General features: G+C 70.2%; 24 protein-coding genes and 2 pseudogenes. 4 read left to right on the forward strand and 22 right to left on the reverse strand.

Annotation, left to right across the window (positions count from 1 at the left end; genetic code table 11):
- Window positions 1-39: 39 nt before the first annotated feature.
- The 5 genes from DMC64_RS40935 to thyX form a co-directional block, all read right to left on the reverse strand.
- The gene (locus DMC64_RS40935; RefSeq protein ID WP_037343103.1) at window positions 40-1,737 is read right to left on the reverse strand and encodes a ribonuclease J; all 1,698 of its coding nucleotides are present in this window, start codon (window positions 1,735-1,737) and stop codon (window positions 40-42) included.
- Window positions 1,734-2,747: a 4-hydroxy-tetrahydrodipicolinate synthase gene (gene dapA / locus DMC64_RS40940; RefSeq protein WP_037343102.1), complete on the reverse strand. Its 1,014-nt coding sequence runs from the start codon at window positions 2,745-2,747 to the stop codon at window positions 1,734-1,736. Before dapA ends, DMC64_RS40935 begins: the two co-directional genes overlap by 4 nt.
- A 110-nt stretch (window positions 2,748-2,857) precedes the next feature.
- Window positions 2,858-4,363 carry a serine/threonine-protein kinase gene (locus DMC64_RS40945; protein WP_125737888.1) on the reverse strand — a complete coding sequence of 502 codons (1,506 nt, stop codon included), beginning with the start codon at window positions 4,361-4,363 and terminating at the stop codon, window positions 2,858-2,860.
- A gap of 82 nt (window positions 4,364-4,445) precedes the next feature.
- Window positions 4,446-4,838, reverse strand: coding sequence for an ACT domain-containing protein (locus DMC64_RS40950; RefSeq protein WP_016332627.1), 393 nt, complete (start codon window positions 4,836-4,838; stop codon window positions 4,446-4,448).
- Window positions 4,838-5,590 carry an FAD-dependent thymidylate synthase gene (thyX, locus tag DMC64_RS40955; protein ID WP_005156312.1) on the reverse strand — a complete coding sequence of 251 codons (753 nt, stop codon included), beginning with the start codon at window positions 5,588-5,590 and terminating at the stop codon, window positions 4,838-4,840. Before thyX ends, DMC64_RS40950 begins: the two co-directional genes overlap by 1 nt.
- Before the next feature lie 132 nt (window positions 5,591-5,722).
- Here thyX and DMC64_RS40960 point away from each other — a divergent pair, with 132 nt between their 5' ends.
- Together DMC64_RS40960 and DMC64_RS40965 are read left to right on the forward strand one after the other, a co-directional pair.
- Window positions 5,723-6,253, forward strand: coding sequence for a toxin-antitoxin system HicB family antitoxin (locus DMC64_RS40960; protein WP_125737889.1), 531 nt, complete (start codon window positions 5,723-5,725; stop codon window positions 6,251-6,253).
- 11 nt (window positions 6,254-6,264) lie between these two features.
- A complete protein-coding gene (locus DMC64_RS40965) occupies window positions 6,265-7,182 on the forward strand; it encodes a DUF4097 family beta strand repeat-containing protein (RefSeq protein ID WP_037343096.1) in 918 nt (305 codons plus the stop codon).
- A gap of 73 nt (window positions 7,183-7,255) precedes the next feature.
- Here the strand turns inward: DMC64_RS40965 and DMC64_RS40970 are convergent, their stop codons facing one another.
- On the reverse strand, window positions 7,256-7,741 hold the full coding sequence (locus DMC64_RS40970) for an HAD domain-containing protein (RefSeq protein ID WP_125737890.1): 486 nt from the start codon (window positions 7,739-7,741) through the stop codon (window positions 7,256-7,258).
- Between the two features lie 124 nt (window positions 7,742-7,865).
- Window positions 7,866-9,086 carry a winged helix-turn-helix domain-containing protein gene (locus tag DMC64_RS40975; protein WP_125737891.1) on the reverse strand — a complete coding sequence of 407 codons (1,221 nt, stop codon included), beginning with the start codon at window positions 9,084-9,086 and terminating at the stop codon, window positions 7,866-7,868.
- A 59-nt stretch (window positions 9,087-9,145) separates the two neighbouring features.
- Here DMC64_RS40975 and DMC64_RS40980 point away from each other — a divergent pair, with 59 nt between their 5' ends.
- On the forward strand, window positions 9,146-9,706 hold the full coding sequence (locus DMC64_RS40980) for a GNAT family N-acetyltransferase (RefSeq protein WP_083649967.1): 561 nt from the start codon (window positions 9,146-9,148) through the stop codon (window positions 9,704-9,706).
- Between the two features lie 66 nt (window positions 9,707-9,772).
- On the opposite strand, the pseudogene DMC64_RS43460 reads toward DMC64_RS40980, so the two are convergent.
- Window positions 9,773-10,180: pseudogene (locus DMC64_RS43460) on the reverse strand (GtrA family protein); the annotation flags it as partial.
- Between the two features lie 149 nt (window positions 10,181-10,329).
- Here DMC64_RS43460 and DMC64_RS40990 point away from each other — a divergent pair.
- Window positions 10,330-10,851 carry a YqaA family protein gene (locus DMC64_RS40990; RefSeq protein ID WP_199755260.1) on the forward strand — a complete coding sequence of 174 codons (522 nt, stop codon included), beginning with the start codon at window positions 10,330-10,332 and terminating at the stop codon, window positions 10,849-10,851.
- 54 nt (window positions 10,852-10,905) lie between these two features.
- Here the strand turns inward: DMC64_RS40990 and DMC64_RS40995 are convergent, their stop codons facing one another.
- From DMC64_RS40995 to DMC64_RS41060, 14 genes and pseudogenes are all read right to left on the reverse strand, one after another.
- A complete protein-coding gene (locus tag DMC64_RS40995; RefSeq protein ID WP_037343089.1) occupies window positions 10,906-11,355 on the reverse strand; it encodes a tetratricopeptide repeat protein in 450 nt (149 codons plus the stop codon).
- The gene (gene dapB, locus DMC64_RS41000) at window positions 11,352-12,098 is read right to left on the reverse strand and encodes a 4-hydroxy-tetrahydrodipicolinate reductase (RefSeq protein ID WP_125737893.1); all 747 of its coding nucleotides are present in this window, start codon (window positions 12,096-12,098) and stop codon (window positions 11,352-11,354) included. The genes DMC64_RS40995 and dapB overlap by 4 nt, the downstream gene beginning before the upstream one ends.
- Window positions 12,095-13,459 carry a pitrilysin family protein gene (locus DMC64_RS41005; protein WP_037343087.1) on the reverse strand — a complete coding sequence of 455 codons (1,365 nt, stop codon included), beginning with the start codon at window positions 13,457-13,459 and terminating at the stop codon, window positions 12,095-12,097. Before DMC64_RS41005 ends, dapB begins: the two co-directional genes overlap by 4 nt.
- A 97-nt stretch (window positions 13,460-13,556) precedes the next feature.
- The gene (locus tag DMC64_RS41010; RefSeq protein WP_125737894.1) at window positions 13,557-15,806 is read right to left on the reverse strand and encodes a polyribonucleotide nucleotidyltransferase; all 2,250 of its coding nucleotides are present in this window, start codon (window positions 15,804-15,806) and stop codon (window positions 13,557-13,559) included.
- 235 nt (window positions 15,807-16,041) lie between these two features.
- Window positions 16,042-16,311 (reverse strand): 30S ribosomal protein S15, encoded by a 270-nt coding sequence (rpsO, locus tag DMC64_RS41015; RefSeq protein ID WP_003084034.1) that lies wholly within the window; start codon window positions 16,309-16,311, stop codon window positions 16,042-16,044.
- A gap of 128 nt (window positions 16,312-16,439) precedes the next feature.
- Window positions 16,440-16,949 carry an RNA 2',3'-cyclic phosphodiesterase gene (thpR, locus tag DMC64_RS41020; protein WP_125737895.1) on the reverse strand — a complete coding sequence of 170 codons (510 nt, stop codon included), beginning with the start codon at window positions 16,947-16,949 and terminating at the stop codon, window positions 16,440-16,442.
- Entirely contained in the window at window positions 16,946-17,428 is a 483-nt protein-coding gene (locus DMC64_RS41025; RefSeq protein WP_037343083.1) for a helix-turn-helix transcriptional regulator, read from the reverse strand. The genes thpR and DMC64_RS41025 overlap by 4 nt, the downstream gene beginning before the upstream one ends.
- A gap of 117 nt (window positions 17,429-17,545) precedes the next feature.
- Window positions 17,546-18,508: a bifunctional riboflavin kinase/FAD synthetase gene (locus tag DMC64_RS41030; protein WP_125737896.1), complete on the reverse strand. Its 963-nt coding sequence runs from the start codon at window positions 18,506-18,508 to the stop codon at window positions 17,546-17,548.
- A gap of 39 nt (window positions 18,509-18,547) precedes the next feature.
- A complete protein-coding gene (gene truB, locus DMC64_RS41035; protein WP_125737897.1) occupies window positions 18,548-19,471 on the reverse strand; it encodes a tRNA pseudouridine(55) synthase TruB in 924 nt (307 codons plus the stop codon).
- A 29-nt stretch (window positions 19,472-19,500) separates the two neighbouring features.
- Window positions 19,501-20,811 carry a nitrate/nitrite transporter gene (locus DMC64_RS41040; RefSeq protein ID WP_037343077.1) on the reverse strand — a complete coding sequence of 437 codons (1,311 nt, stop codon included), beginning with the start codon at window positions 20,809-20,811 and terminating at the stop codon, window positions 19,501-19,503.
- 300 nt (window positions 20,812-21,111) lie between these two features.
- Complete coding sequence (locus tag DMC64_RS41045) at window positions 21,112-22,434, reverse strand: MATE family efflux transporter (protein WP_037343074.1); 1,323 nt, start codon at window positions 22,432-22,434, stop codon at window positions 21,112-21,114.
- A 9-nt stretch (window positions 22,435-22,443) separates the two neighbouring features.
- Window positions 22,444-23,112: a M15 family metallopeptidase gene (locus tag DMC64_RS41050; protein ID WP_125737898.1), complete on the reverse strand. Its 669-nt coding sequence runs from the start codon at window positions 23,110-23,112 to the stop codon at window positions 22,444-22,446.
- Between the two features lie 374 nt (window positions 23,113-23,486).
- Window positions 23,487-26,234 (reverse strand): BTAD domain-containing putative transcriptional regulator, encoded by a 2,748-nt coding sequence (locus tag DMC64_RS41055; RefSeq protein WP_255432937.1) that lies wholly within the window; start codon window positions 26,232-26,234, stop codon window positions 23,487-23,489.
- 36 nt (window positions 26,235-26,270) lie between these two features.
- Window positions 26,271-26,396, reverse strand: a pseudogene (locus DMC64_RS41060) (IS481 family transposase); the annotation flags it as partial.

A 26,396-nucleotide genomic window follows, 5' to 3' on the forward strand; every position in this document is an offset into this window, starting at 1 on the left:
GCTCAGCCGAGGGAAGGGGGCCTTCACGCGCGTTCGGGACTAGACGGGGATGACCGTCGGCACGATCATCGGGCGGCGCCGGTAGGTGTCGGCGACCCAGCGGCCGACGACGCGGCGCACGGCCTGCGCGATGCGGTGCGTGTCGGTGATGCCCTCGGCCTCGGTCCTGGCGAGTTCCATCTCCACCATCGGGACCACGGCGTCGAGCGCCTTCGGGTCGTCGGAGAACCCGCGTCCGGACACCGTCGGCCGCGTCACCGCGCGGCCGGTGCTGGTGTCCACGGCGACGGTGATGGCGATGAACCCGCCCTCGCCGAGCACGAGCCGGTCGGACAGGGTCGACTCGCCGACGTCGCCGACCGAGAGGCCGTCGACGTACACGTGCCCGACCTCGACCCGGCCGGTCCGGGTGGCCTTGCCGTCGACGAGGTCGACCACGACACCGTCCTCGGCGATGACCACGTTCTCCGGCGCGACACCGGTGCGCACGGCCAGTTCCCCGTTGGCGCGCAGGTGTTTCCACTCGCCGTGCACCGGCATGACGTTGCTGGGCCGCACCGCGTTGTACAGGTACAGCAGCTCGCCCGCCGACGCGTGCCCGGACACGTGCACCTTGGCGTTGCCCTGGTGCACGACGTTCGCGCCGAGCCGGGTGAGGCCGTTGACGACCCCGAAGACCGCGGTCTCGTTGCCCGGGATCATCGAGCTGGCCAGGACGACGGTGTCGCCGGCGCGGATCGAGATCTGCCGGTGTTCGCCGCGCGCCATCCGCGACAGCGCCGACAGCGGCTCGCCCTGCGAACCGGTCGACACGAACAGCACCTTGCCCTCGGGCAGGTCACTGGCCTGGTCGAGGTTGACCAGCAGACCGTCGGGCACGTTCAGCAGACCGAGATCGGCCGCGATACCCATGTTCCGGACCATCGACCGGCCGACGAACGCGACCCGGCGCCCGTGCCGCACGGCCGCGTCGAGCACCTGCTGGACCCGGTGCACGTGGCTCGCGAAACAGGCCACGATGACGCGCTGGCCGACCTTGCGGACGACGTCGTCGAGCACCGGGCCGATGTCGCGTTCCGGCATGACGAAACCGGGCACCTCGGCGTTGGTCGAGTCGACGCAGAACAGGTCCACGCCCTCGTCGCCGAGCCGGGAGAACCCGGCGAGGTCGGTCAGCCTGCCGTCGAGCGGGAGCTGGTCGAGCTTGATGTCGCCGGTGTGCAGCACGACCCCCGCGGGGGTGCGGATGGCCACCGCGAGCGCGTCCGGGATCGAGTGGTTGACCGCGAAGAACTCGAGGTCGAACCGGCCGACCTTGCGACGCTCGCCCTCGCGGACCTCGATCAGGTTCGGCCGCTGGCGGTGTTCCTTGGCCTTGGCCGCGAGCAGCGCGTTCGTGAACCGGGAACCGTAGATCTTCAGGTCCGGCACGAGCCGCAGCAGGAACGGAACCGCGCCGATGTGGTCCTCGTGCCCGTGGGTGAGGACGAGACCGTCGATGTCCTCGAGGCGGTCTTCGATCGCGCGGAAGTCGGGCAGGATCAGGTCGACGCCGGGCTGGTCGTCCTCGGGGAAGAGCACCCCGCAGTCGACGATCAGCAGACGGCCGTCGAATTCGAAGACGGTCATGTTGCGGCCGACTTCGCCGATCCCGCCGAGCGCGACCACGCGCAAGGCGCCTTCGGGCAGCGCGGGCGGTGGGGTGGTCGGTCCGGGTCCGGTTGGCAATGAACTCACCGAGGCATGGTCCCTACGCTGGTATGTGAGGTCGGCGCCGTGTAGGCCGCCGCTGAATCTGCTTGTGCCACTCGTGCACCATGCCAGTCACTGGCGGCGCTTTCGCCGAGCGGCACGCCCCCCTGGGCGAGATCGGCGGAAATCGCCTGGAGCTGCTCGTCGCTCGCGGCCACGATGGGCAGCCGCGGGTCGCCGATGTCGAAACCGCGCAGCTTCAGGGCCGCCTTCGAGAACGCGACCCCGCCGACGCGGGACATCGCCCGCAGCACCGGCAGCATGCCGCGGTGGTTGGTGCGCGCGGTGGAGGTGTCGCCGGACTCGTAGGCGTCCATCATGCCGCGGATGCGGCCCGCCACGACGTGCCCGATCACGCTGACCACACCCGCGCCGCCGACCGAGACCCACGGCAGGTTGAGGCCGTCGTCACCGGAGTAGTAGGCGAGCTGCGAGTTCGCGATGACCTCGGAGCCGGCGATCAGGTCGCCCTTGGCGTCCTTGACCGCGAGGATGCGCGGATGCTCGGCGAGCCGCAGCAGCGTGTCGACCTCGATGGGCACGATCGAGCGCGGCGGGATGTCGTAGAGCATCACCGGCAGGCCGGAGGCGTCGGCGACCGTGGTGAAGTGCGCGTAGAGCCCGGCCTGGCTGGGCCGCGAGTAGTACGGCGTGACGACGAGGATGCCGTGGGCGCCCGCCGCTTCGGCCTGCTTCGCCTGCTCGATGCTGTGGGCGGTGTTGTTCGTGCCCGCCCCGGCGACGATCGTCGCGCGGTCACCGACGGCTTCGACGACGGCGCGGACCAGCTCGGCCTTCTCGGCGTCGGTGGTGGTGGGGCTCTCCCCCGTCGTGCCGTTCACGACGAGACCGTCGTTGCCCAGTTCCACGAGGTGTTCGGCCAGCTCCTGCGCCCGCTTCAGGTCCAGCGCCCCGTCGGCGTCGAAGGGGGTGGCCATCGCGGTGAGCACGCGCCCGAACGGTCTTCCCGGCGCTGCGGTAGGTGGAGTGGACATGCTGTGAAGGTACCTCCTGCGAGCGCCGAACCCTTGCCGACGTGGTCGTTCCCGTCGAATGCGGGAGATTTTCCGCGACGAAGGCGAACTCGGCGCAAACTCTCTGTGAGCTATTTGACCTTGGTCGTGATCTGCGAGGGGATCTGGCTCCCGTCGGTCTTGGCGAGCAGGCAGTAGTAGCCCCGCGAGTAGGTGTGGTCTTCTTCGCCGGGCGGCCGCTTCCACTCGGCTTCGGTCGGGACGAGCGCCCGCCAGGTCAGCGACGCCCGCTGCGCCGCGGGCACGACGTTCGAGTTGAACGTCGCCGAGCAGGTCGCCTCGGCGATCCGGTTGACCGTTTCCGCGCCCGGGTATTCGGCGATCTTCGCGTCGTCGTCGCTGGGGGACTCGACTTCGAGCAGGGCCCGTTTGGAGAAGATCTCCAGCAGGTGGTCCTTGTCGCAGCTGACCCCGTCGTTCAGGTTGATGCCCTCTCTGAGCGGCACGTTGTAGCAGTCCCCGGACGAACCGAGCTTGACCTGGCCGTTGATGCCGTAGGTCAGCGTCGGCTGTGCCTGCGAACTCCCCTCGGGCGCGGCCATCCAGCGGCCGAGGAAGATCCCGCCGACCAGCGCGCCGATCACGGCCACCGCGGCGAGGCTGAGCCACAACGGGCGCAGGTTGCGCTTCGCCTCGGGCGCCGGGGCGAGCCGGGTCATCGGCTGGCCGGACTGCGGCATCATCGCCGTGCCGCCCGAGGGCGGCGTGGGCTGGGCCTGCACGCCCTGCGCGGCCGCGAGCAGGCTGCGCACCTGGTCGTACGACATCCGCGCTTCGGGTTTGGTGACCAGCAGGCCGAGGATCGCGGCGGCCAGCGGGCCCTGGACCCGGGTCAGGTACGGCGCCTCGGTCATGATCGCGTGCAGGGTCGCCGCGGTGGTCGACCGTTCGAACGCGACGATGCCTTCCGCGGCGAAGAACAGCGTCGTGCCCAGCGACCAGAGATCGGATTCCGGCATCGCGTCGCGGCCCTCGACCCGTTCCGGCGCCATGAACGCGGGCGAGCCGACGATCATGCCGCTGGTGGTCAGGCGCGGGTCGTCGGCGGCGTGCGCGATACCGAAGTCGGTGAGCTTCACCCGGCCGTCCGGCGCGACCATGATGTTCGCGGGTTTGACGTCGCGGTGCACGATCCCGGCGGCGTGCGCGGCCCGCAGCGCGGACAGCACCCGTTCCCCCACCAGTGCGACCTGCTGCGCGGGCAGCGGACCGCGGTCGCGTACCAGGTCGGCCAGCGTCGGCGCCTCGACCAGCTCCATCACGATGTAGGTGGCGCCGTTCTCGGTGACGACGTCGTACACGGTGACGACGGCCGGATCGTTGAGGCGGCCGCCGGAGCGGACCTCGCGCAGCATCCGCTCCGACAGCACCGAGGCGTCCTCGGGGGCGTTGGGGAACTTCAGTTCCTTGATCGCCACCTGGCGGCCGATCACCTGGTCCTGCGCACGCCAGACGATGCCCATCCCGCCGCGGCCGAGCTCGCCCAGCAGGGCGTATCGGCCGGCGACGATCCGCGCGCCGGTGGCCTGCTGCGTCTGCTGGGGCGGCCCGTACGGACGGGTCTGTTCGTCGGTCAAGGTTCGGTGCTCCTTCGGTTCGCGCAGGATGCTAACTCGGACCCGTTCGCGTCCCGAAAGGTTCCTTCGCCCGGCTGATGGATCAGACCGTGACCTCGTGCCCGGCCTCCCGGAGCGCCTTCACCGCGCGCTCCAGTTCGGCGGCCCGGACCAGCACGTGGTCGGTGTCGAATGTGGACATCGAGAACAGCGCCACGCCGGCGGCGGCGAGCTCGCTCGACAACGCCGCGATGATGCCGGTCAGCGTGAACGCGAGCGGTCCGCGGACCGAGAGCAGCCGCCAGCCGTCCTCGACGGTGGCCCCGGCCGGCGCGAGACCGGCCGGGCAGATCACCGACAGCTCCTCCGGCGTCCGCGTGAGGGAGATCAGCACGGGCTCGCCGGGGTCGAGCAGGTTCGCCGGAACCGGCGCGTCCGGGGCGAGGCGGGCGACCGCGTACTCGCCGGGCCGGACGTCGATCGCGAGGCGTCGCATCAGCCCTCGAGAACCTTCGGGCTGGACGCGACCTCGGTGCCGTCGGGCAGCGCGGAGATGGTGAAGTCCGCGAAGACGTTGCCGGAGGCCTTCTGCAGCTCGCGCAGGCAGTCGATGGCCAGGGCGCGGATCTCGACGTCGGCGTGCTCGGTGGCACGCATCGCGATGAAGTGCCGCCAGGCACGGTAGTTGCCGGTGACCACGATGCGGGTCTCGGTCGCGTTCGGCAGCACGGCGCGGGCGGCCTGGCGGGCCTGCTTGCGGCGCAGGGTGGCGCTCGGCACGTCGGCGAACTTCTCCTCCAGCCCGGCGAGCAGTTCGGTGTAGGCGTCGACGGCGGCCTGCGAGGCGGCGAGGAACTTCGCGTGCAGCTCCGGGTCCTGGGCGATGACGTCGGGCTCGACGAACGCGGCGTCGCGCTCCGGCACGTAGCGCTGCGAGAGCTGCGAGTAGGAGAAGTGGCGGTGGCGGATCAGCTCGTGCGTCAGCGACCGGGAGATGCCGGTGATGTAGAAGCTGACGGAGCCGTGCTCCAGCACCGACAGGTGGCCGACGTCGATGATGTGCTCGAGGTAGCCGGCGTTGGTGGCCGTCTTCGGGTTCGGCTTCTTCCAGGACTGGTAGCAGGCCCGGCCCGCGAATTCGGCCAGCGCCTCACCACCGTCGGCATCGGTCGACCACGGTACGTCGGACGGCGGGAAGAACTCCGTCTTCGCGATCAGTTGAACCTTGGGTGACACGGTCTCGGCCACGTTCGCACTCCTTTTCGACCCCTGCTCCACGACTCCGGGCAGCGTAACCGCAAGCGTCTTTGACGCCGGGGCGACATCACGGTGACGTCAGGTCTCCTTGACGTGACATCACAGTGACGTCATAGTGGTGTCATGGATCTGACGCCGTACATCACGAGCCTTCGCGAGGACCTCGCGAACACGGCTTCGGCCGGCGACGAGCAGACGCGGCGCGCTGCCGCGCTGCTGTCGTCGGCGCTGGAGCCGGCCGCCCGACTGACCATCATGAACGCCCTCGCCGACCTCGCCGCCGAAGTGACTTCGGCGCTGCCGGGGCACGTCGTCGACGTCCGGCTCGACGGCCGCGATGTGCGCGTCGTCGTCACCGGCTCCGGCTCCGCGGAGGGCGCCGAGCAGTCCGCGCCCCGCTCCGAGGCGCCGCGGGAGACCCCGCGCGCGCCCAAGGTGGACACGGGCGACATCACCCGCATCACCTTGCGCCTGTTCGAGCAGGTCAAGGGCCAGGCCGAAGCCGCGGCCGCCTCGCAGGGCGTTTCGCTGAACACGTTCGTCTCGCAGGCCGTCCAGGGCGCGCTGGGCAAGAGCGGGAGCGAGCACTGGCAGCACAAGCAGAAGCCTGGCGGCGGTGCCGGTTCGCACCTGCACGGCTGGGTCCAGGGCTGAGGGGGACGGACATGACCGAGGAAAGCATTCCCGCCGGTGAAGAGACCGTGCGCGTCGAGGACTTCGAGGCCGAGGGCCCGATCGAGGTCGACGTGAGCGTGGCCATCGGCCGGGTGACCATCGAACTGACCGACGGGAACGGGGTCCACACCGAGGTCCGCCGGGACGGCGGCGAACAGCAGCCGTGGGTGGACGGCATGACGAGCCTGCTCAGCTGGGTCGGGGAACGTTTCGGCGACCAGCTCGGCGGTTCACCGGTGGGGTCGGCGGGCGCCGTGGGTGACGCCGTGGCGCAGACGCGGATCGAGAAGGTCGGCAACCGGCTGGTCGTCCAGGCGCCGAAGGCCTGGCAGCTGAAGAACGTCCCGCTCGCCGTGACCGTGCGGGCGCCCGCCGGTTCGCATCTGGAGGTGCGGGCCGGGGCGGCCGACGTGACGGTCACCGGCTCCGCCGGACGGGCCGACCTCATGACCGGCGCGGGCAAGATCGCGCTCGAACGGGCCAACGGTTCGGCGATCGTCCGCACCGGCACCGGCGACATCAAACTCGGGCCGACCCTGTCCGGTCTCCAGCTGCGCACCGGCAGCGGCTCCGTCGAGGCGGCGTCGGTGAGCGGTTCGGCCACGGTCGCGACCGGCACGGGTGACGTCTGGCTCGGCGAGGTCGCGGGCGAGGTCCTGGCGCGCACCGGCAGCGGATCCCTCTCGGTGGCGGACGCCGCTTCCGGGACGCTGGAACTGACCACCGGATCGGGTGAGGTCCGCGTCGGGATCCGCGGCGGTGTCCAGGCGGAGATCGACCTCTCGTCGACGACCGGATCGGTGTCGAGCGAACTGGAGGTCGCGGAGAGCGCGCCTTCGGAGGTCTCGCTGAAGGTGCGGGCGCGCACCGGCACGGGTGACGCGGTGGTGACCAGCGCGGCCGGCTGAGCCGCGGTCTGCAGGGGGATCGAGGGACCTTTGCTCGCACTTTTCCACGGGGGTGGGAGCAAAGGTCCCTTGCTCATTTCAGGTGCTCGCGAACGGCCGCCAGATGGACATCGGTGATACCCGTGCGCGGATCGACCCGCAGCAGGTGCGTGACCGTCCCGTCCCGCCGGGAAAGGAACGCGTCCCTGGCAGCGGGATACAGGTCGAAATCGTCATCGAGCCAGACGAGAGGGCGCGGCCCGGCGTAGCGGGCGACGGCGTCGAACTTCCAGCCGCTGTCGACGTTCGCACAGTCCACGGCGGGAAGCGTGGGCAGGCCGATGGCCGGGCCCACCATGGTGTTCGCCTGGTGCCCCCAGGTGGTCGCCCAGACCAGCTCCGCGTTCCCGGCCGCGTCGAGCAGCGCCGTCCCGTGGCCTGGGTTGAGCCACATCCGCAGTGGACGCCGCCTGCTCCAGCCCCGGATCCGGAACTTGTGCTCGACGAACCCCGGCGGTTTGGGCTTGGCGGCGAACGGGTTCAGCGGGCCGTCGACGTCGAGGAACAGGACCGGCCGCATCGGGCCATCATGCCTGAGGGCGCGCTGCCCTCCACTAACGAATCGGCGAGAAGCGCCGACGCTATGAAAGGTCCTTTCCTTGCAAATTTTGCAAGGAAAGGACCTTTCATAGCGTTCGCGAAGTTCAGCGCACGAGGCGTGAGAGCACCGGAGCGAGATCGCCCCGCTCCCCCACCGCGACCCCGTCCAGCCCCTGCCATTCCGCCATCAGCCGCAGTTCGCCCGCCAGCTCACTGGCGACCCGCGCGACGTCCACCCCGGGCTCGGCGAAGGCGCCCTGGACGCGAAGCACCCCGGCGGCGCGATCGCATTTGAGGTCGACCCGGCCGACGAGTTCGCCGTCGAGCAGGAACGGGAACACGTAGTACCCGTAGATCCGCTTCGGCTCGGGCACGTAGATCTCGATGCGGTAGAAGAAGTCGAAGATGCGCTCGGTGCGGGCGCGTTCCCAGATCAGCGGGTCGAAGGGCGACAGCAGCGCCCGGCCGGTGACCGACCGCGGCGCTTTCGCCGCGACGTGCCGGTACGCCGGGGCGGGCCAGCCGTCCACGGTCACCGGTTCCAGAACCCCCGCCTCGACCAGCTCCGACACCGCCCGCTTGCTGACATCGGGGCCGAGCCGGTAGTAGTCCCGCAGATCCGGTTCGGTGCCGATGCCCAGCGCGACGGCCGCGCGGGTGATCAGTTCGCGGGCGCCTTCCTCCGGGCTCACGGTCCGCGACAGGATCTCCGGCGGGACGACGCGTTCGGTCAGGTCGTACAGCCGCTCGAACGACCGGCGCGTGCCGGTGGTCAGCTGCCCCATGCCGAAGAGCCACTCGCAGGCCTTCTTGACCTCGGACCGCTCCCACCACGAGCCGGGTTTCGTGCTGCTCCCCTTACCCTCCAGCGCCCGCTCGATACCGCCCGCGCCGATCGGTCCCTGTTCCTTGATCACGGTCAGGATGTCGTCCACCAGCTGCGGCGTCTGGTCCAGCACCCGCGCGTAGTTCGTCCACCAGCCCATGCGCTTCGCCCCGGACCGCAACAGCGGCCAGTCCGCCACCGGCAGCAGACTCGCCTCGTGCGCCCAGGACTCGACCAGCATCCGGGGCTTGCGCGCGGAGTGGGACCAGGCCGCGTCGTCCACCAGCGTGGGCTCGTACGCGCCGAGCCGGGAGAACAACGGCATGTAGTGCGCGCGGACCGCGACGTTCACCGAATCCAGTTGCAGCAACTGGATCCGCGACAGCACGCGCTGCAGATGCCTCCTCGTCACCGCTCCACCGGGACGCGCGTCGGCGAACCCTTGTGCGGCCAGGGCGATCCGGCGCGCGACCGGACCGCTGATGGTCGTAGTGCTCATCGTGCGCATGCTGCCATCCACCACCGACAGTTTCCGGCGACACCGATAACCTGCGCAGCATGGCCGCCGCCGAAGTCCGCCCAGCAGTCGTGTCCGACGCCCCCGAGATCGCCCGCATCCAGCGCGATACCTGGCGAAGCGCCTACACGGAGCTGCTCGGCGAAGCGGCTGTCGCGGGGCTCGACATCGAGGAACTCGAAAAGACCTGGACCGAGACGATCGAGTACCCGGGCACGCGTGTCTTCCTCGCCACCGAAGGCGAGTTCACCGTCGGCTTCTGCGTCGTAGGCCGCGCCCCGGTGAGCGAGGTCGCCACGGCCGACGGATCGCTGCCCGACGACGCTTCGACGACGGCGCTCATCGCCTCGCTGCTGGTCGAGCCGCGCTGGGGACGGCGAGGGCACGCGGGACGGCTGCTGGCGAACGCGTCCGCCTGGTTGCGCGAAGACGGCGCCACCCGCGGGATCAGCTGGGTCGCCCAGACCGATCACGCGTCACTGGGCTTCTTCCGCCGCGCGGGCTGGTCGCCCGACGGGACCGTCCGCATTCTCGACACCGGAAGCACGAACGTGCGCGAAGTCCGCCTCACCGGCGGGCTCGACCTCGAGCTCACTCCCTGACTTCGCGAACACGACCCAGCGCATCACCGAGTACATGAACACGCCTTCGCACGCCCCGGCGATGAGCCGGGACAAGCGGTAGTCGACGCCCAGCGCGGCCAGTCCCGCGCCGACGCCGAGCAGGAACGCCACGTAGTTGATGACGATCGCGATGACGTACAGCACCGCCTGCCTGCCGACGGGCGCGTGCGAGCGGAAGTTCATGCTGCGGTTCAAGACGAAGCTCAGCCCGAACGCCGTCGCGTAGGCGAGCGTGATCGCCAGCCACACGGGCAGGCCGAGCCAGCCGCGGAGCAAGGTCAGCAGGAGCAGGTCGACCCCGAAGGTGAACCCGTTGATGAGCGCGAAACCGAGGAAACTCGGCGCCACCAGCCGGGAAAGCCCGAAGGGGAGGCGCCGCACCACGGCCGCGCAGAAGTCGGCGAAGCGATCCGCGAAACCCTTGCCGCGGACCGCGTCGTGCACGTCGGCCACGGCTCCAGCATGGCAGCGGCAGGTGGCCGCGAGCCGACGAACAGGTGATCTTCTGGTGCGGCCCCGAGGCCGGGAACGGGGGCTGGCCCCAGTGCGTCCAGGTTTTCAGCTGATAACTTGGAGAGGACGAAGATAACGGGGAGGCAACGATGGTGGGCTGGTTGCTCCTGTCGTTCGGCGTCGCCTTCGGCTCCGCGATCCTCCCCGTGGTCAGCGTCGAGATGTTCCTCATCGGCCTGTGCGCGAGCCAGCCGACGCTGCCGTGGCTGCTGCTCGGCGCCATCGTCGCGGCCGGTCAGGTGGGCGGGAAGACGCTCTACTACCTCGCCGCGAAGGGCACGATCAAGCTGCCGAAACCGCTGCACGACCGCCTGCACCGCGAGCGGCCACCGACCCCGCGCCGGGAACGGTGGCGGGAGCGCACCAAGAAGATGCGCGCCCGGCTCGACGCCTTGCGCGAGCGGTGCCATCGGCATCCGCATTGGATGGCGGGCACGTACGGGGTGAGTTCGGTCGTCGGCCTGCCGCCGTACATGGCCACGAGTGTGCTCGCGGGCCTGGTGCGGATGCCGCTGGCGACCTTCCTGGCCACCGGTTTCGTGGGCCGCTGGCTGCGGTTCAGCCTGCTGGCCGCCTCACCCGCCCTGTTCGCGGGCTGGTTCCACTACTGACCTCACGCATTTAGTCCTCTGGATGCGTGAACGTCCACTCCCGCATTTAGTCCTCTAAGTGCGGGAAGCGGCTTCGAGTTCCACAGCGCGCCGCATGGTCGCGCGGGCCCGTTTCCGGTCCCCGGCGATCTCGTACGCGTACGCCAGCCGGTACCAGACGCGCCAGTTCTCCTGATCCGCCTCGACCTCGGCGCGGCGTTCGTCGAACCAGGCGTCCGCGGCGTCGCGGTCCACCCGGCCCGAAGGCCGCCGCGGCAGATCGGAGACGTCGGGAAGGCCGCCTTCCTCGTCCAGCCGCCGCGAGAGCCGCTGGATCTGGACGCCGGAACGCCAGGTGGTGACGATGATCCAGATCCCGAGCACCGGCAGCAGCAGGACGCCGATGCCGAAGATCACCGGCACCGTCTCGCCGGTGCGCAGCAACGCGATGGCCCGGCCCGCCAGCAGGACGACGTAGACGGCGAGCGCCGCCGTCATCACCAGCGCGAAGTTGCGGGCCCTCACAGGTCGAGGATGTTCTCGAGACCGACCGTGAGGCCGGGCCGGGTGAGCACCGAGCGCACGCCGAGCAGCACGCCCGGCATGAACGACGTGCGGTGCAGCGAATCGTGCCGGATGGTCAGGGTCTCCCCCTCGCCGCCGAACAGGATCTCCTCGTGCGCCACCAGCCCGGGGAGCCGGACCGAGTGCACGCGGACGTCGTCGACGAGCGCGCCGCGGGCACCGTCCACTTCGGACGTCGTCGCGTCTTCACCGGGAGTGAGACCGGCTTCCGCGCGGGCTTCGCCGATCAGCCGCGCGGTGTGCGCGGCGGTGCCGGAGGGCGCGTCGGCCTTGCGGTTGTGGTGCAGTTCGATGACCTCGGCCGAGTTGTAGAACCGCGCCGCCTGCTGGGCGAACCGCATCGCCAGTACCGCGCCGAGCGCGAAGTTCGGCGCGATGAGCACGCCGAGCGACGGGTCGGCCGCGAGCCACGAGCGCAGCTTCTCCAGCCGCTCCTCGCTGAACCCGGTGGTGCCGACCACGGCGTGGATCCCGTTGCCGGTCAGGAACTCGAGGTTGTCCATCACCGCTTCGGGGTGGGTGAAGTCGACGACGACCTGTGCCTGCTTGAGCGCCGCGAAGTCGTCACCTGCGTCGAGCGCGGCGACGAGCTCCATGTCGTCGGCGCCGTTGACGGCGTTCACCACTTCCTGGCCCATCCGGCCGCGTGCGCCCAGCACGCCGACGCGAATCCCAGCGGTCATGATGCGATCACCTCGTGCAGATCGTCCGGAAGGTCGTCGGCGTGAGCGTACGGCCCGACCACCGCCGCCGCCGAGACGCCACCAGGGCGGGCGAGCAGAGTGCGAGCGAGCGCACAGACCTCTTCGGTGGTGACGGCGTCGATCCGCGCCACCGTGTCGTCGACGCCGAGATAGCGGCCGTAGTTCAGTTCGTTCTTGCCGATCCGCGACATGCGCGACGAGGTGTCTTCCAGGCCGAGCACGAGCCCGCCCCGCAACTGTCCCTTCGCCCGCGCGACCTCGGCTTCGCTCAGCCCGTCCTTGCCGACGAGTTCGAGCACCTCGCGGATCACGCCGGCGACCTCGCCGAGCTTCTCCGGCTGGCAACCGGCGTACACGGCCATGTGCCCGGCGTCGGCGTAGCTCGCGACGGACGAATACACCTGGTACGCCAGGCCGCGCTTCTCGCGGACCTCCTGGAACAGACGCGAGCTCATCCCGCCGCCGAGCGCGGCGTTGAGCACCGACTGCGCGAACCGCCGGTCGTCGTGCCGCGACAGCGAACGCAGGCCGAGCATCACGTGCGCCTGCTCGGTGTCGTCGGTGTGCAGCGCGAGTTTCGGCGCCATCGCGATCCGCGCCCGTCCGCCCCGCGGCGGCACGGGGGTCGCCGTTCCGGTCAGCCGGTTCCGCAAAGCCTTGCGCACCAGGCGAAGCACCTGGCCGTGCTCGATGTTCCCGGCGACCGCGAGCACCATCCGCGGTAGCGTGTAGCGGCGCCGGTAGAACCCGCGCAGCGCCGAAGCGGACATCTCGATGATGGACTTCTCGCTGCCGAGCACCGGACGGCCGAGCGCGTGATTGCCCAGGATCGCGCCGACGAACGTCTCGTGCAGCAGGTCTTCGGGGTCGTCGTCGCGCATCGAGATCTCTTCGAGCACGACACTGCGCTCGGTCTCGACGTCCTTGTCCGTGCACAGCGCCTCGAACACGACGTCGGTGACGAGGTCCATCGCGAGCGGCAGGTCCTCGTCGAGCACCTGCGCGTAGTAGCAGGTGTGCTCCTTCGCGGTGAACGCGTTGAACTCCCCGCCGACCGCGTCGATCTCTTCGGCGATCTGGGTGGCGTCCCGGTTCGTGGTGCCCTTGAACAGCAGGTGTTCGAGGTAGTGCGCCGCGCCCTCGACCGACGACGGCTCGTCGCGCGAGCCGACGCCGACCCACAACCCGACCGTCGCCGAACGGGACGCGGGGACGTGTTCGGTGATGACCCGGAGGCCACCGGCCAGCACACTGCGCTTGACCACCGCGCCGTCCGAAGTGGACTCCAGCGTGCGGGTGCTGCCGACGGGCTGTTCGTGCCCGGGAACCTGACGAGCCAACGGATTCCTTACTCACATGTCAGGAAAGGGTCGTTCAGGACGAAAAATGTCCTGAACGACCCTTTCCTGACGTTTCACATCGGTCCAGCCAGGACTACTACGCGTCGGCCTTCGGGGCCTCGGCCTTGTCACCCTCGGCGGGCTTCTCGGCGGCTTCCTCGTCCTTGACCACGATCAGGCTGATCTTGCCGCGGTTGTCGATGTCGGCGATCTCGACGCGGAGCTTGTCGCCCACGTTGACCACGTCCTCGACCTTGGCGATCCGCTTGCCGTTGCCCAGCTTCGAGATGTGCACCAGGCCGTCCTTGCCCGGCAGCAGCGAGACGAACGCGCCGAACGCGGCCGTCTTCACCACGGTGCCGAGGAAGCGCTCGCCGACCTTGGGCAGCTGCGGGTTGGCGATGGCGTTGATCTTGTCGATCGCCGCCTCCGCCGACGGGCCGTCGGCCGCGCCCACGTAGATCGTGCCGTCGTCCTCGATGGAGATGTCGGCGCCGGTCTCCTCGGTGATCGAGTTGATCATCTTGCCCTTCGGGCCGATGACCTCGCCGATCTTGTCCACCGGGATCTTCACGCTGGTGACGCGCGGCGCGTACGGGCTCATCTCGTCCGGGCCGTCGATCGCCTCGGCGATGACCTCCAGGATGGTGAGGCGAGCGTCCTTCGCCTGCTTCAGCGCGGCCGCGAGGACCTCCGACGGGATGCCGTCGAGCTTCGTGTCGAGCTGCAGCGCGGTGATGATGTCCTTGGTGCCGGCGACCTTGAAGTCCATGTCGCCCATGGCGTCTTCGGCGCCCAGGATGTCGGTCAGCGCGACGTAGCGGGTCTCGCCGTCGACCTCGTCGGAGATGAGGCCCATGGCGATGCCGGCGACCGGCGCCTTCAGCGGGACACCCGCGTTCAGCAGCGCCATGGTCGAGGCGCAGACCGAGCCCATCGAGGTGGAACCGTTGGAGCCCAGCGCCTCGGAGACCTGGCGGATCGCGTACGGGAACTCGTCCCGCTTCGGCAGGACCGGCACGAGGGCGCGCTCGGCGAGCATGCCGTGGCCGATCTCGCGCCGCTTCGGCGAACCGACGCGGCCGGTCTCGCCGGTGGAGAACGGCGGGAAGTTGTAGTGGTGCAGGTACCGCTTCGTGGTCTCCGGGGAGAGCGAGTCGATCTGCTGCTCCATGCGGAGCATGTTCAGCGTGGTGACGCCCAGGATCTGGGTCTCACCGCGCTCGAACAGCGCGGAACCGTGCGCCCGCGGGATCACGGCGACCTCGGCGGCGAGCGAGCGGATGTCGGTCAGGCCGCGGCCGTCCATGCGGATCTTGTCCGTGAGGACGCGCTTGCGCATGATCTTCTTCGACAGGGCCTTGAACGCCGCGCCGATCTCCTTCTCACGGCCCTGGAAGGCTTCGCCCTCGCCCAGGCCGATCTTCTCCAGCACCGCGGCCTTGACCTGGTCGGTCGCGTTGTCGCGGTCCTGCTTGCCCGCGATGGTCAGGGCGTTCGCGAGGTCGTCGGTCGCGATGGCGGCGACGGCGTCGTACGCGTCCTGCTCGTAGGCGAGGAAGACCGGGAACTCACCGGTCGGCTTGGCGGCCAGCTCGGCCAGCTGCTGCTGGGCCTCGCACAGCACCTTGATGAACGGCTTCGCGGCCTCGAGGCCCTCGGCGACGGCGACCTCGTCCGGCGCCTTGCCACCGGCGGCGATCAGGTCGAGGGTCTGCTCGGTGCCCTCGGCCTCGACCATCATGATGGCGACGTCGTCACCGACGATGCGGCCGGCGACCACCATGTTGAAGGTGGCCTCTTCCAGCTGCTTCCAGGTCGGGAACGCGACCCACTGGCCCTCGATCAGCGCGACGCGGACGCCGCCGACCGGGCCCGAGAACGGCAGGCCGGCGATCTGCGTCGACGCCGAGGCCGCGTTGATCGCGAGGACGTCGTACGGGTCTTCCGGGTTGAGGCTCTGGACGGTGATGACGACCTGGATCTCGTTGCGGAGACCGTCGGCGAACGACGGGCGCAGCGGCCGGTCGATCAGGCGGCAGGTCAGGATCGCGTCGGTCGACGGGCGGCCCTCGCGACGGAAGAACGCGCCGGGGATGCGTCCGGCGGCGTACATCCGCTCCTCGACGTCCACGGTCAGCGGGAAGAAGTCGAAGTGGTCCTTCGGGTGCTTCGACGCGGTGGTCGCCGAGAGCAGCATGGTCTCTTCGTCGAGGTACGCGACGACGGCGCCGGCGGCCTGACGGGCCAGGCGGCCGGTCTCGAAGCGAACGGTGCGGGTGCCGAAACGGCCGTTGTCGATGACGGCTTCGGTTTCGTGCACGGTGACTCCGGTGGAGTCGGTCATAGGGTGTATCTCCTCTTTTGATCCTCTGTAACGGCGCGAGTCTCCCACCCTGGGACCTGTTTCGCCTGCGGACGCTCGAGGAGTGAGGCCGGTCTTCGATCGAAGCCCCCGGGCCGTTGCCCGGGAACCACTACCGAGGACCGGCGGACGGTTCCTCGTGCGCGCTCGCGCCGCGTGTTGCTGTACTTGGACCGAGGGGGAGCGACCGCAGTGGTCACTCCCCCTCGGGTTCAAGCTATCGGCGCAGGCCGAGACGCTGGATCAGCGCACGGTAACGCTCGATGTCCACCTTCATCACGTAGTTCAGCAGCCGGCGGCGGCGGCCGACCAGCAGCAGAAGCCCGCGACGGGAGTGGTGGTCGTGCTTGTGAGCCTTGAGGTGCTCGGTGAGGCCGACGATGCGCTTGGTCAGCAGCGCGACCTGGGCCTCCGGGGATCCGGTGTCCGAGTCGTGCACGCCGTACTCGGCAAGGATCGACTTCTTCTCTTCGGTGGACAAAGCCACAGTGGTGCTCCTAGATACTCTGTGCCGTGCGGCCCGGACGATGCTTCACGCCGGGTGAGACGGTCACGGCCGCCACGGACTGCAGCCGGACCCAATCATCGAGGTTACCAGCCTCGTGATCAGCGGCTTCAGTCGCGGGCGTGGTTCAACGCGTACGACCGGATCACCCGGTAGCGCGAGACGCCCTGCTCACGGTCACTGCTCATCAGAACGGCCTCGGTCGCCGTCCAAGTCTCACTGGTGAACCCGGCCAGCCGCTCCTCCCACGCGCTCGCGGCGTCCGGCCGGTCGCGGGGGAAGCGGGCCAGCGTCAGGTGGGCCACGTACGGCCTGCCCTCACTCTCCGCGCCGGCCCGCAGGGCCAGCTCGTGGAGCCCGGTTCCGGACACACTCAACCACAGGACCCCGGGGAATGTCGCGGCCTTTTCCAGCCGGAGGTCGAGCGGGCCCGCGTCCGCCAGCCGTCCGGCGAGCCAGTCGCCTCGTTCCGCCGGGTCGTCCGAGCCGTAGAAACCGAGGGTGACGTGCCAGTCCTCGCGCGGCGACCAGCGGAAACCGTCGCCTCCGGGAGTGCCCACCGCGGCGGCGACCCGGTCGAGGACGCCGTCCGGCGGGATCAGCGCGCTGAAGAGGGTCACGAGCCGTTCTTGGCCGCCCGGCGCAGCAGATCCGCCAGCGACGGGAAATCTTCGTCGAGCAGCTTCGCGGCCTCGGTGAGGTCTTCGTCCTCGCCGATGTCCCGCAGGGCGGCGAGGACGCCCTGGTCGTCGGCGACGGCGCCGACCGGGATGCTGTCCCGGCCCACCGTCGGCCGCGAATCGCGGACGTCTTCCAGCGCCTCCTGCATGGCCTTGCGGTCGCCCGCGGCGACCGCGGGGACGAGCACCTTGCGCTCCAGCATGATCATCTTGGCGAGGACGACCGGGTTCCCGATCTTCGCGCGACGGCCGCTCATCACCTGGCTGAGCATGGGGGCGCTGATGCCGAGGACCTCGGCGAGGAAGGCCTGGGAGATGTCGAAGGCGACGACCAGTCTCCGCACGCGATCGCCGAGCGGTTCCCCGTACCACTCCTTCTGCAGCGCTATGTTCCGCTGGACGATCTTGTGGTCCTCCACCTGGTCCGCTCCCCTAACCCCATCGAACGCCATGCGCGCGGTCCGTGACATCTTGCCACCGGAACGCACCCAGGCGGGCGTGTTTGTCGATTCTCGTCCGGCCGTGGCCGGGTCCGGTCAGTCCTGCTCGCCGAGCATTTCCCTGGTCCGCGCGACGTCCTCGTCGATCTGCTCGACCAGCCCCTCCGACGTCGTGAACCGGACCTGATCCCGCAGCTTGGCGACGAAATCGAGCGAAACGTGCTGTCCGTAAAAGTCCTCGTCGATGTCGAGGACGAAGGCCTCGACGGTGCGCTCCCGCCCGGAGAAGGTCGGATTGGTCCCGACGGACACGGCGGCGCGCAACCGGCGGCCGGAATCCGACGAACGAGTGAACCAAGCGCTGTAGACGCCGTCGGCGGGCACCGCCGCGAAACGCGGCGTCGACAGGTTCGCCGTCGGGTAACCGAGGTCGTGCCCCCGGCCGTCGCCCCGGACGACGATGCCCTCCAGCCGATGCGGCCTCCCGAGCGCCTCGGACGCCGCCACGACGTCCCCGGCATCGATGCACGAGCGGACGTAGGTCGAGGAGAACGTGATGTCGTTGTCCGCCTGCTCCTGCGCGAGCAGCCCCTGCAGTTCCGCCCCCTGCGCCACGAAACCGAACCGCTTCCCCAGCGTGCGGAGCAGGGCGACGTCACCGGCCGCCTTGGCGCCGAAGGTGAAGTTCTCCCCCACGATCACCGCGGCCGCGTGCAGTTTGTCCACCAGTACCTCGTGGACGAACTCGTGCGCCGTCAGCCGCGACAGCTCCAGGGTGAAGGGCAGCACGCAGAAGACGTCCGCCCCCAGGCCCTCGACCAGTTCCGCCTTGCGGCGCAACGTGGTCAGCTGCGCGGGATGGCTGCCCGGCCGGATCACCTCCGACGGATGCGGGTCGAAGGTGAGCACCACGCTCGGCACGCCGCGTTCGGCGGCGGCGCGGACCGTCCTCGAAATCAGCTCCTGATGACCGCGGTGCACGCCGTCGAAGACACCGATCGTCACCACGCACCGTCCCCAGCTCCCGGGGAGGTCACCCAAACCACGCCAACGCTGCACTTGTGCCCCGTCTCCTCCAGGCCAGCTCCGTGCACCACCCTAAGCGGGCAGCAACACGACCACCGACCGGGCCAGTTCGCCTTCGTCCGCGGCGAGCGCGAGCACCCGGCCGTCCGGTCCGAACATCCCGTACGTGCCCGTGATCCCGGCCGCGGGCACCCTCTGTCCATATCGGACCGCCTGCGCCGTGCGGGCGTCCAGATCGCGGCGCGGGAACGCCGCGGCGACGGCGGCGTCGAGGTCCAGCGACAGCTCCGGCTTGTCTTCGAGCTGGTCGAGGGTGCGGGCCTTGGCGAGGGTGAACGGCCCGACCGTGGTGCGCCGCAACGCGAGCAGATGTCCGCCGGCGCCCAGTCCGGCGCCGAGATCGCGGGCCAGCGCCCGGACGTAGGTCCCCGACGAACACTCGACGATCGCGTCGAGTTCGATCCGGCCGGCCTCGCGACGCGTGGCGAGCAGATCGAAGCGGTGCACGGTGACCGGACGCGGCGGGATCACGACCTCTTCGCCCGCCCGGACGCGGGCGTACGCGCGCTTGCCGTCGATCTTGACCGCGCTGACCGCGCTCGGCACCTGCTGGATGTCGCCGGTCAGCGCGGCGATCCCGGCGGCGATCGCTTCGTCGGTGATCTTCTCGACGACGTCCGGGTCGGCTTCGGCGATCGGCTCGCCCTCGGCGTCGTCGGTCGTGGTGGACAGTCCCAAGGAGAGGGTCGCGAGATAGGTCTTGCGGTCCAGGGCCAGGTGGCCGAGGAGTTTCGTCGCGCGTTCGATGCCGAGCACGAGAACGCCGGTGGCCATCGGATCGAGGGTGCCGGCGTGCCCGACCTTGCGGGTGCCCATGAAGCGCCGCGCCCTGGCGACGACGTCGTGGGAGGTCATCCCGGACGGTTTGTCGACGATGACGAGACCGGGCGGCGGGGCGGGACGTTTCTTGGCTTGAGCCTGATTGGGGCGCGACACGGGCCGAACCCTATCTTTCGGGTCTCGGCCTAGGACGAGACGGGCAGCGGCGCTTCGGCGTCCCAGCGGCGGCGCCGGATCTGCACCGGGATCGCCTCGCCGCGGGCCTCCGCCTCGAACAGCACGGCGCGGGTGCGCCGCCACCACACGAGCATCCGGAAGGTGCCGAACGCGAGCACCGCGATGACCGACAGCAGCGCCAGGCGGAACGTGCCGCCCGTCCACTCCAGCAGGACACCGACCGCGAGCGCCGAGATCGTCGTGGCCACGAAGCCGCCGACGTTCACCACCCCGGTCGCGGTCCCGACGCGCGAGAGCGGGTTGTAGTCCCGTGCCAGCGCGAAACCGATCATCGACACCGGCCCGCCGAGGGAAAGGAACGCGAACACCGGCACCAGGACGGCGACCGGCATCGTCCCGCTCCAGCCGAGCAGGACCGCCCACATCACCGCCGCGCCGCCGATGTACCAGCCGACGAGCGGCATCCGCAGCGACGGGCGCCGTCCGATCAGCCCGCCGAGCACCGGGCCGCCGATCATCGAGCCGAACACGAACACGATCAGCAGCGAACTCGCGGTGGCCTTCGGATATCCCTGCCCCTGCACCAGGAACGGGACACCCCACAGCATGGTCAGCACGTTGGGCGCGAACATCGTGCTGAAGTGGACCCAGAACCCCAGCCGGGTCCCCGGCGTGCGCCACGCGTCGGCGACCTGGCGGCCCAGCACCTTCGGATGGACCTTTTCGCGCACGGGCTCCGGCAGGCCACGCGGGATGTCTTCGACGCGGAGGGCGACGACGGCGGTGTAGAGCGCCGTCACCAGGCCGACGGCGAGGAACGTCGGGGTCCAGCCGGGACCGTCGAGCAGCAGGCCCAGCGGGAGGGTCGCGGCGAGGTTGCCGACATACCCGATGGCCCCGGTCAGCGCGGCGAGCAGGGCGTACTGGCGGCCGGGGAAATGCGCGGCGATCAGCCGCAGGATGCTCACGAAGGTCAGGGCGTCGCCGAAGCCGACGACGGCGCGGGCGAGCAGGCCGAGCGGGTAGGAATCGGCGACCGCGAGCAGGATCTGGCCAAGGCCGAGGAAGAACACGGCGCCGGTGAGCACCCGTCGTGGGCCGTAGCGGTCGACGAGGACACCGGTGGGGATCTGCATCGCGGCGTAGACGCCGACCTGCAGGACGGTGAACGTGCCGAGCGCGGCGGCGCCGACACCGAACCGGTCGGCGGCCTGGAGACCGGCGACGCCGAACGAGGTGCGGTGGAAGACGGCGAGGAGGTAGACGGTGACGGCGGCCAACCAGATGAACCAGGACCGGCGGGTGGCTCGGCCTGTCACAGTGGTCCTCCTTGGGCGCGGTTTCGGGCGGTGAGAGACGCCCGCACTGCCGCCTCATATAGTTGTAGCTCCTAAGCAACGGCGAAACATACCCGTTACCCGGGTGGTTTTCGCCACAACAGCGCGGTTCACTCGGCTGCCGGAATGGGGTTCGCCGGGTCGCGCGTGGATGTCATGAAAGGGCCGTTCAGGACATTTTTCGTCCTGAACGGCCCTTTCATGACACTTGGGGAGACCGCCACCACCGCGTTTAGTCCTCTGAATGCGGTAGTTGCCCGCGCAAGGACCGCATCCAGAGGACTAAACGCGGACGGCGCCTTCCACGGCCCACCGGCCCGAGCGCCATCGCACCAGCAGGGTCGCCAGCCGCAGCAGCATGAACAGCGAGAGCCCGGTCCAGATCCCGGCCAGCCCCCAGCCGAAGGCGAGCGACAGCCAGATCAGCGGCAGGAACCCCACCGCCGCGCTGAGCAGGGTCGCGTTGCGCAGGAAGGCGGCGTCTCCCGCGCCGAGCAGGACGCCGTCGAGCGCGAACACCACCCCGGCGATCGGTTGCAGGGCGACGAAGAACCACCAGGCGTGCGGGATCTGGCCGAGTACGGCCGCGTCCGAAGTGAACACTCGCGGCAGCACCCCGGCCACGGACGCGAACACGACACCGAGGAAGCAGCCGAACACCAGGCCGTAGACGGTGATCTGGTTCGACACGCCGCGCGCCCGTTTGCTCGCCCCGGCGCCGAGCGCGGCGCCCACGAGCGACTGCGCGGCGATCGCGAGCGAGTCCAGCACCAGCGCGAGGAACGTCCAGAGCTGCAGGACGACCTGATGCGCGCCGACGGCCTCGGTGGACGTCCGCGCGGCGACCGCGGCGGCCGAGACGAAGCACGCCTGGAACGCGAGGCTGCGCAGCACCAGATCCCGCCCGAGGCCGAGCTGGGCGCGCATCACCTTCGGCTCCGGGCGCAGCGGGACCCGCTCCCGCACCAGGGCCGCGACGAACAGCGACGCCGAGATCACCTGCGCGACGACGTTCGCGATCGCCGAACCTTCCAGCCCCCAGTCCGCGCCGTACACCAGCACCGGGCACAGCACGGCCGAGATCCCGTTGCCCGCCAGCACATAGCGCAACGGTTTCGCGGAGTCCTGCACGCCGCGCATCCAGCCGTTGCCCGCCATCGTGATCAGGATGAACGGCGTACCGAACAGCGCGATCCGCAGCCAGGAGACGGCGGCGTCGGTGATCGCGGCGTCCCCGGACAGGACGCGGGCGATCGGCGCGGCCAGCAGCTGCCCGGCGACGATCACCACCAGCCCGACGATCACCGCCAGCCAGGTCGCCTGGACGCCTTCGCGCACGGCGTCACCACGACGGCCGGCGCCGTGCAGCCGCGCCGTCCGCGACGTGGTGCCGTACGACAGGAAGGTCAGCTGGCTCGAAACCTGCGACAGCACGACACCGCCGACGGCGAGGCCCGCCAGCGGCAGCGCGCCGAGATGCCCGACGACGGCCGTGTCCACCAGGACGTACAGCGGTTCGGCGGCGAGGACGCCGAGCGCGGGCACGGCGAGGCCGAGGACGCGTTTCGGCGGGACGCGTTCGTCGGGTTCGGAAGCTTCAGGCACCCCTGGAGACTAAAGGTCTGGTACGACAGTCCCATCCGCTGGACCGAAGCGGGCATGCTTCACCCCGGTGGTGAACGCCCAGTACCGGTCCCCGTAGGACCAGTGCCACCATTCACTCGGGTAGTTCACGAATCCGGTCGCGGTCATCGCGTCGATGAGCGTTTCCCGGTTCTCGCGGGCTTCGGGGCCGATCAGCGCGGACTCGGTGAAGCATTCCGTCCCGTACTCCGGCGGTGTCGCGTTCAGGTCGGTCCCCATCGGCAGCTCGACGCCGTCGACGGTGCACAGCGTGAGATCCACCGCTCCCCCGGCGACATGCGGCGCGACTTCGGGCGGTGAGACGTAGGTGGCGGCTTCGGCGGCCACCCGCCCGGACGACCATTCCGGGTTGGCGCGCGCGATCCTGGCCATGCTGTCCGCGAAGTACCGCTCCTGCACCTCCCTCGGCCGGAATCCCTCGACGACGAGCAGCCGCAGCCCGCGTGGGAGCTGGCATTGCGCCGCGACGAGCCGGTCCGCGACGCTGAGCCGCACGTGCGCGAAGGCACCCCGTTCGTCGGCGAGCCGGGGATCGATCCGGATGGCGCCGGTTTCCCGCAGGTCCACCAGGGGCTCCCCGCATTCCCGGACGGGCACGGCGGCGATGTGAGGATCCGACAACGACACGAACGAAGACATGGACCCCACTGTCCACGAGCGTCCTTCAGGAACGCTGTAACCCGGTTACAGCGGACGTAGGCAAAGGTTGGAGCGCCGCCCCTCGGCGTGCCGGCTCCGGATGTCTTGAAAGTGGCTTTCGCAACCATCAACGTTGCGAAAGTGGCTTTCGCAACACTTCCCGGGACTCCGCCACCCACAAGGACCGCAAGACCGAGGTGAAGGGGACTTTCCGCTCATGCAATGAGGGGAAAGACCCCTTCACCCTGCTGATCGCCACCGAGAGCCGGTCCGTGAAGGCCTCCTTGAGGGACTCTGGGTCCCTCAAGGAGGCCTTCACGGACTTGCCACCCGACAAGACACCTTTGCCTCACCACTCACTTCAACGCCCCGAATCACTCACGACCCCTCCCCGAAACGCCGCCTCTGCCTGACCCGGTTACAGCGGAGAGTTCCCGGTACTCGCGAGCACCGTAGGTCCGGAAGATCTCGCACGCCTCGGTGGTCATCCGCTCCCCGGCAGGCACGTCGCCGAGCGCGTCGTGGACCTCCGCGAGCGTGCGCAGGGTCCGTGCCCGGAACAGTTCGGCGCGCAGGTCGGTCCACCGCCGGAGCGAGTCCTCCAGGCAGTCTTTCGCTTGGTACAACCGGCCTTCCGCGAGATGCACCTCGCCGACAACGCGGAGGGTGCACGCGTGGCCGAAGGCATCGCCGAGTTCGCGGCAGACCTCCAGCGCGTTGTCCGCCAGCCGCCGCGCCGCGACCGAATCCCCGCGCCGCAGCAACGCCTTGGCCAGCGCGCGTTCGGAATACGCGGCCAGCATCCGGTCTTCGGTGCCCTCGAACACCGCGAGCGCGGCACGCGCGAACTCCTCGGCTTCGGCCCACTCGCCACGGGCCCGGTGATAGAGCGACAGGCTGCGCAAGGTCAGTCCCTCGCCGCGCCGCGAGCCCGCCGCCGCGAACGACGCCCGCGCCTCGGTCAGCGCGGTCAGCGCTCCCGGGTATTCGCCCAGCTCCAGCCGCACGGTGCCGGCCAGCCGGTGGACGTGGCCCATCGCCCCCGGATCGTCCAGTTCGGACCACATCCGCCCCGCCCGGTCCAGGAAGTGCACCGCCTCGGGCAGGTAGCCCTGCTCACGGCAGGCGGCGCCGAGCGCGGCGAGGGTGGCGGCCTCGCCGCGGACGTCGCCCGCGGCGCGGAACATCGACAGCGCCTGGCTCAGATGCGCGCGGGACCGGGGGAAGTCGTCGTGCTCGTAGTACAGCTGCCCGAGCCCCGCCAGCAAAGTCGCCTCGCCCAAGGCGTTTTCGGTGCGGCGGGCGGCGGTGAGCGCCGCGTCGTGGGTGCGGCGCCACGAGCCGAGCGAATCGTCGAGCACCCGGTTGTGCCCGCCGAACGCGGTGCCGCACAAGGCCGACGAGAGCCCGACCGCGATGTCGACCAGGTCCAGCGCCGCCGCCAGTTCGACGGCGGTGGTCATCGCCTCCTCCTCGGCACGGAACCATTCGTACGGCCTGGCCACGACCCGCCGCGCGATCTCCTCGGCGACGGGACGGCCCAGCCGGGAGGTGCCCTGGATCGACGGCACGACCGGCGGCAGGGTCTCGTTGATCCGTTCGACCAGCCAGATCCAGGCACCCAGCACCCGCTCGACGGTGGCCGCCCGGTCAGCGGCGGGCTCCTCTTCGACGGCGCGTTCCAGCGCGAACAGCCGGACGAGGTCGTGCAGCCGGTACCGCATGAGCCCCAAGGGATCCACGCCGTCGACTTCGAGCAGCGACACGTCGACGAGGTCTTCGAGCACCTGCTCCGCGTCGTCCGGATCGGCCTCCATCGCCGCCGCGGCGACCCATGCGGGGAAATGCGTGAGGCCGAGCAAACCCAGCCGTCGCAACGCGGTCCGCGCCGCCGTGGGCAGGAGCGTGTAACTCAGGTTGATACTGGCCCGCACCTCCTGGTCGCCGACCACCAGTTCGTCGAGGCGGCGCTGTTCCTGGGCCAGCCGGTTCGCCAGCCGGGACAACGACCATTGCCGCCGGGACACCAGCCGCGCGCCGGCGACGCGGATCGCGAGCGGCAACTGGCCGCACAGCTCGGTGATCTCGGCCGCCGACGCGGGCTCGGTGCTCGCGCGTTCGGCCCCGACGATGCGGGTGAGCAGGTCGAGCGCGGCGTCCGCGGGCAGCACCCCCAGTTCGCAGAACGTCGCGCCCGCCAGCGCGGGAAGCCGGTTGCGCGACGTGACGACCACCGCGCACCCCGGGCCGCCGGGCAGCAGCGGCCGGACCTGGGCCTCGTTCGCGGCGTCGTCGAGCACGACGAGCGTGCGAGTGCCGGCGAGCACCGTCCGATAACGGGCGACGCGCTCGTCGAGGGAGCCGGGCGGCGTCGTCGCGGGATCGAAGTCGCGCAAGACACGGCCGAGTACCTCTTCGGCGGTCGCGGGGCTGTCGGTGGAGCCGTGGAGTTCGAGGTGCAGTTGGCCGTCGGGGAAGTGCTCGGCGATCTCGTGCGCGACCCGGTGCGCCAAAGTGGACTTGCCCACGCCGCCCGCGCCGGAGACGACGGCGACCGGCATCCCGCCGGGCCGCACCAAGGTCGCGCGCAGCGCCGCGAGTTCAGGCGCCCGCCCGGTGAAGTCGGGTGGCGGCGACGGCAGCTGCCGCGGCGTACGGGAGGTGACGGCCGGGAGCAAGGCGGTGTCGGACCGCAGGATCGACTCGTGCACCCGGCGCAGCTCCGGGCCGGGATCGATGCCCAGCTCGTCGGCCAGCACCTTCCGGCCGCGTTCGTAGGTTTCCAGCGCTTCGGCCTGCCGTCCGGACCGGTACAACGCGACCATGAGCCCACCGCGCAGCCGCTCCCGCGTAGGATGCAAGGCGACCAGTTCGGTGAGTTCCGCGAGCAGCCGCGGCCCCTGTCCCGCCGCCAGATCCGCGTCGACCCGTTCCTCGGTGACGGTCAGCCGCAGCTCGTCCAGCCGGCTCGCTTCAGCGCGCAGGAACGACTCCCCGATCCCGCCGAGCGCGGGGCCCCGCCACAGGGCGAGGCCGGTGCGGAAGAGATCCGCCGCCTCGGTGTGGTCGCCGTTCTGCGCGGCTTGCCGTCCCCGTTCCACCAGCCGCTCGAACGTCCGCACGTCGAGGGCGTCCTCGGCGACGTCGGCGCGGTAGCTGTAGTGCCCTGTGAGGTTGTTGACGCGGGTGATGGGTGGGTGGCCGTTGAGGGCGGTGTGGGTGCGGTGGTGGTTGTAGTGGTGGAGGAAGGCTGGGAGGGTTCGGGCTCGGTGTGCTGAGTTGGT

Origin of the sequence: Amycolatopsis sp. WAC 04197, assembly GCF_003947475.1 — a bacterium.
GTDB lineage: Bacteria > Actinomycetota > Actinomycetes > Mycobacteriales > Pseudonocardiaceae > Amycolatopsis > Amycolatopsis japonica.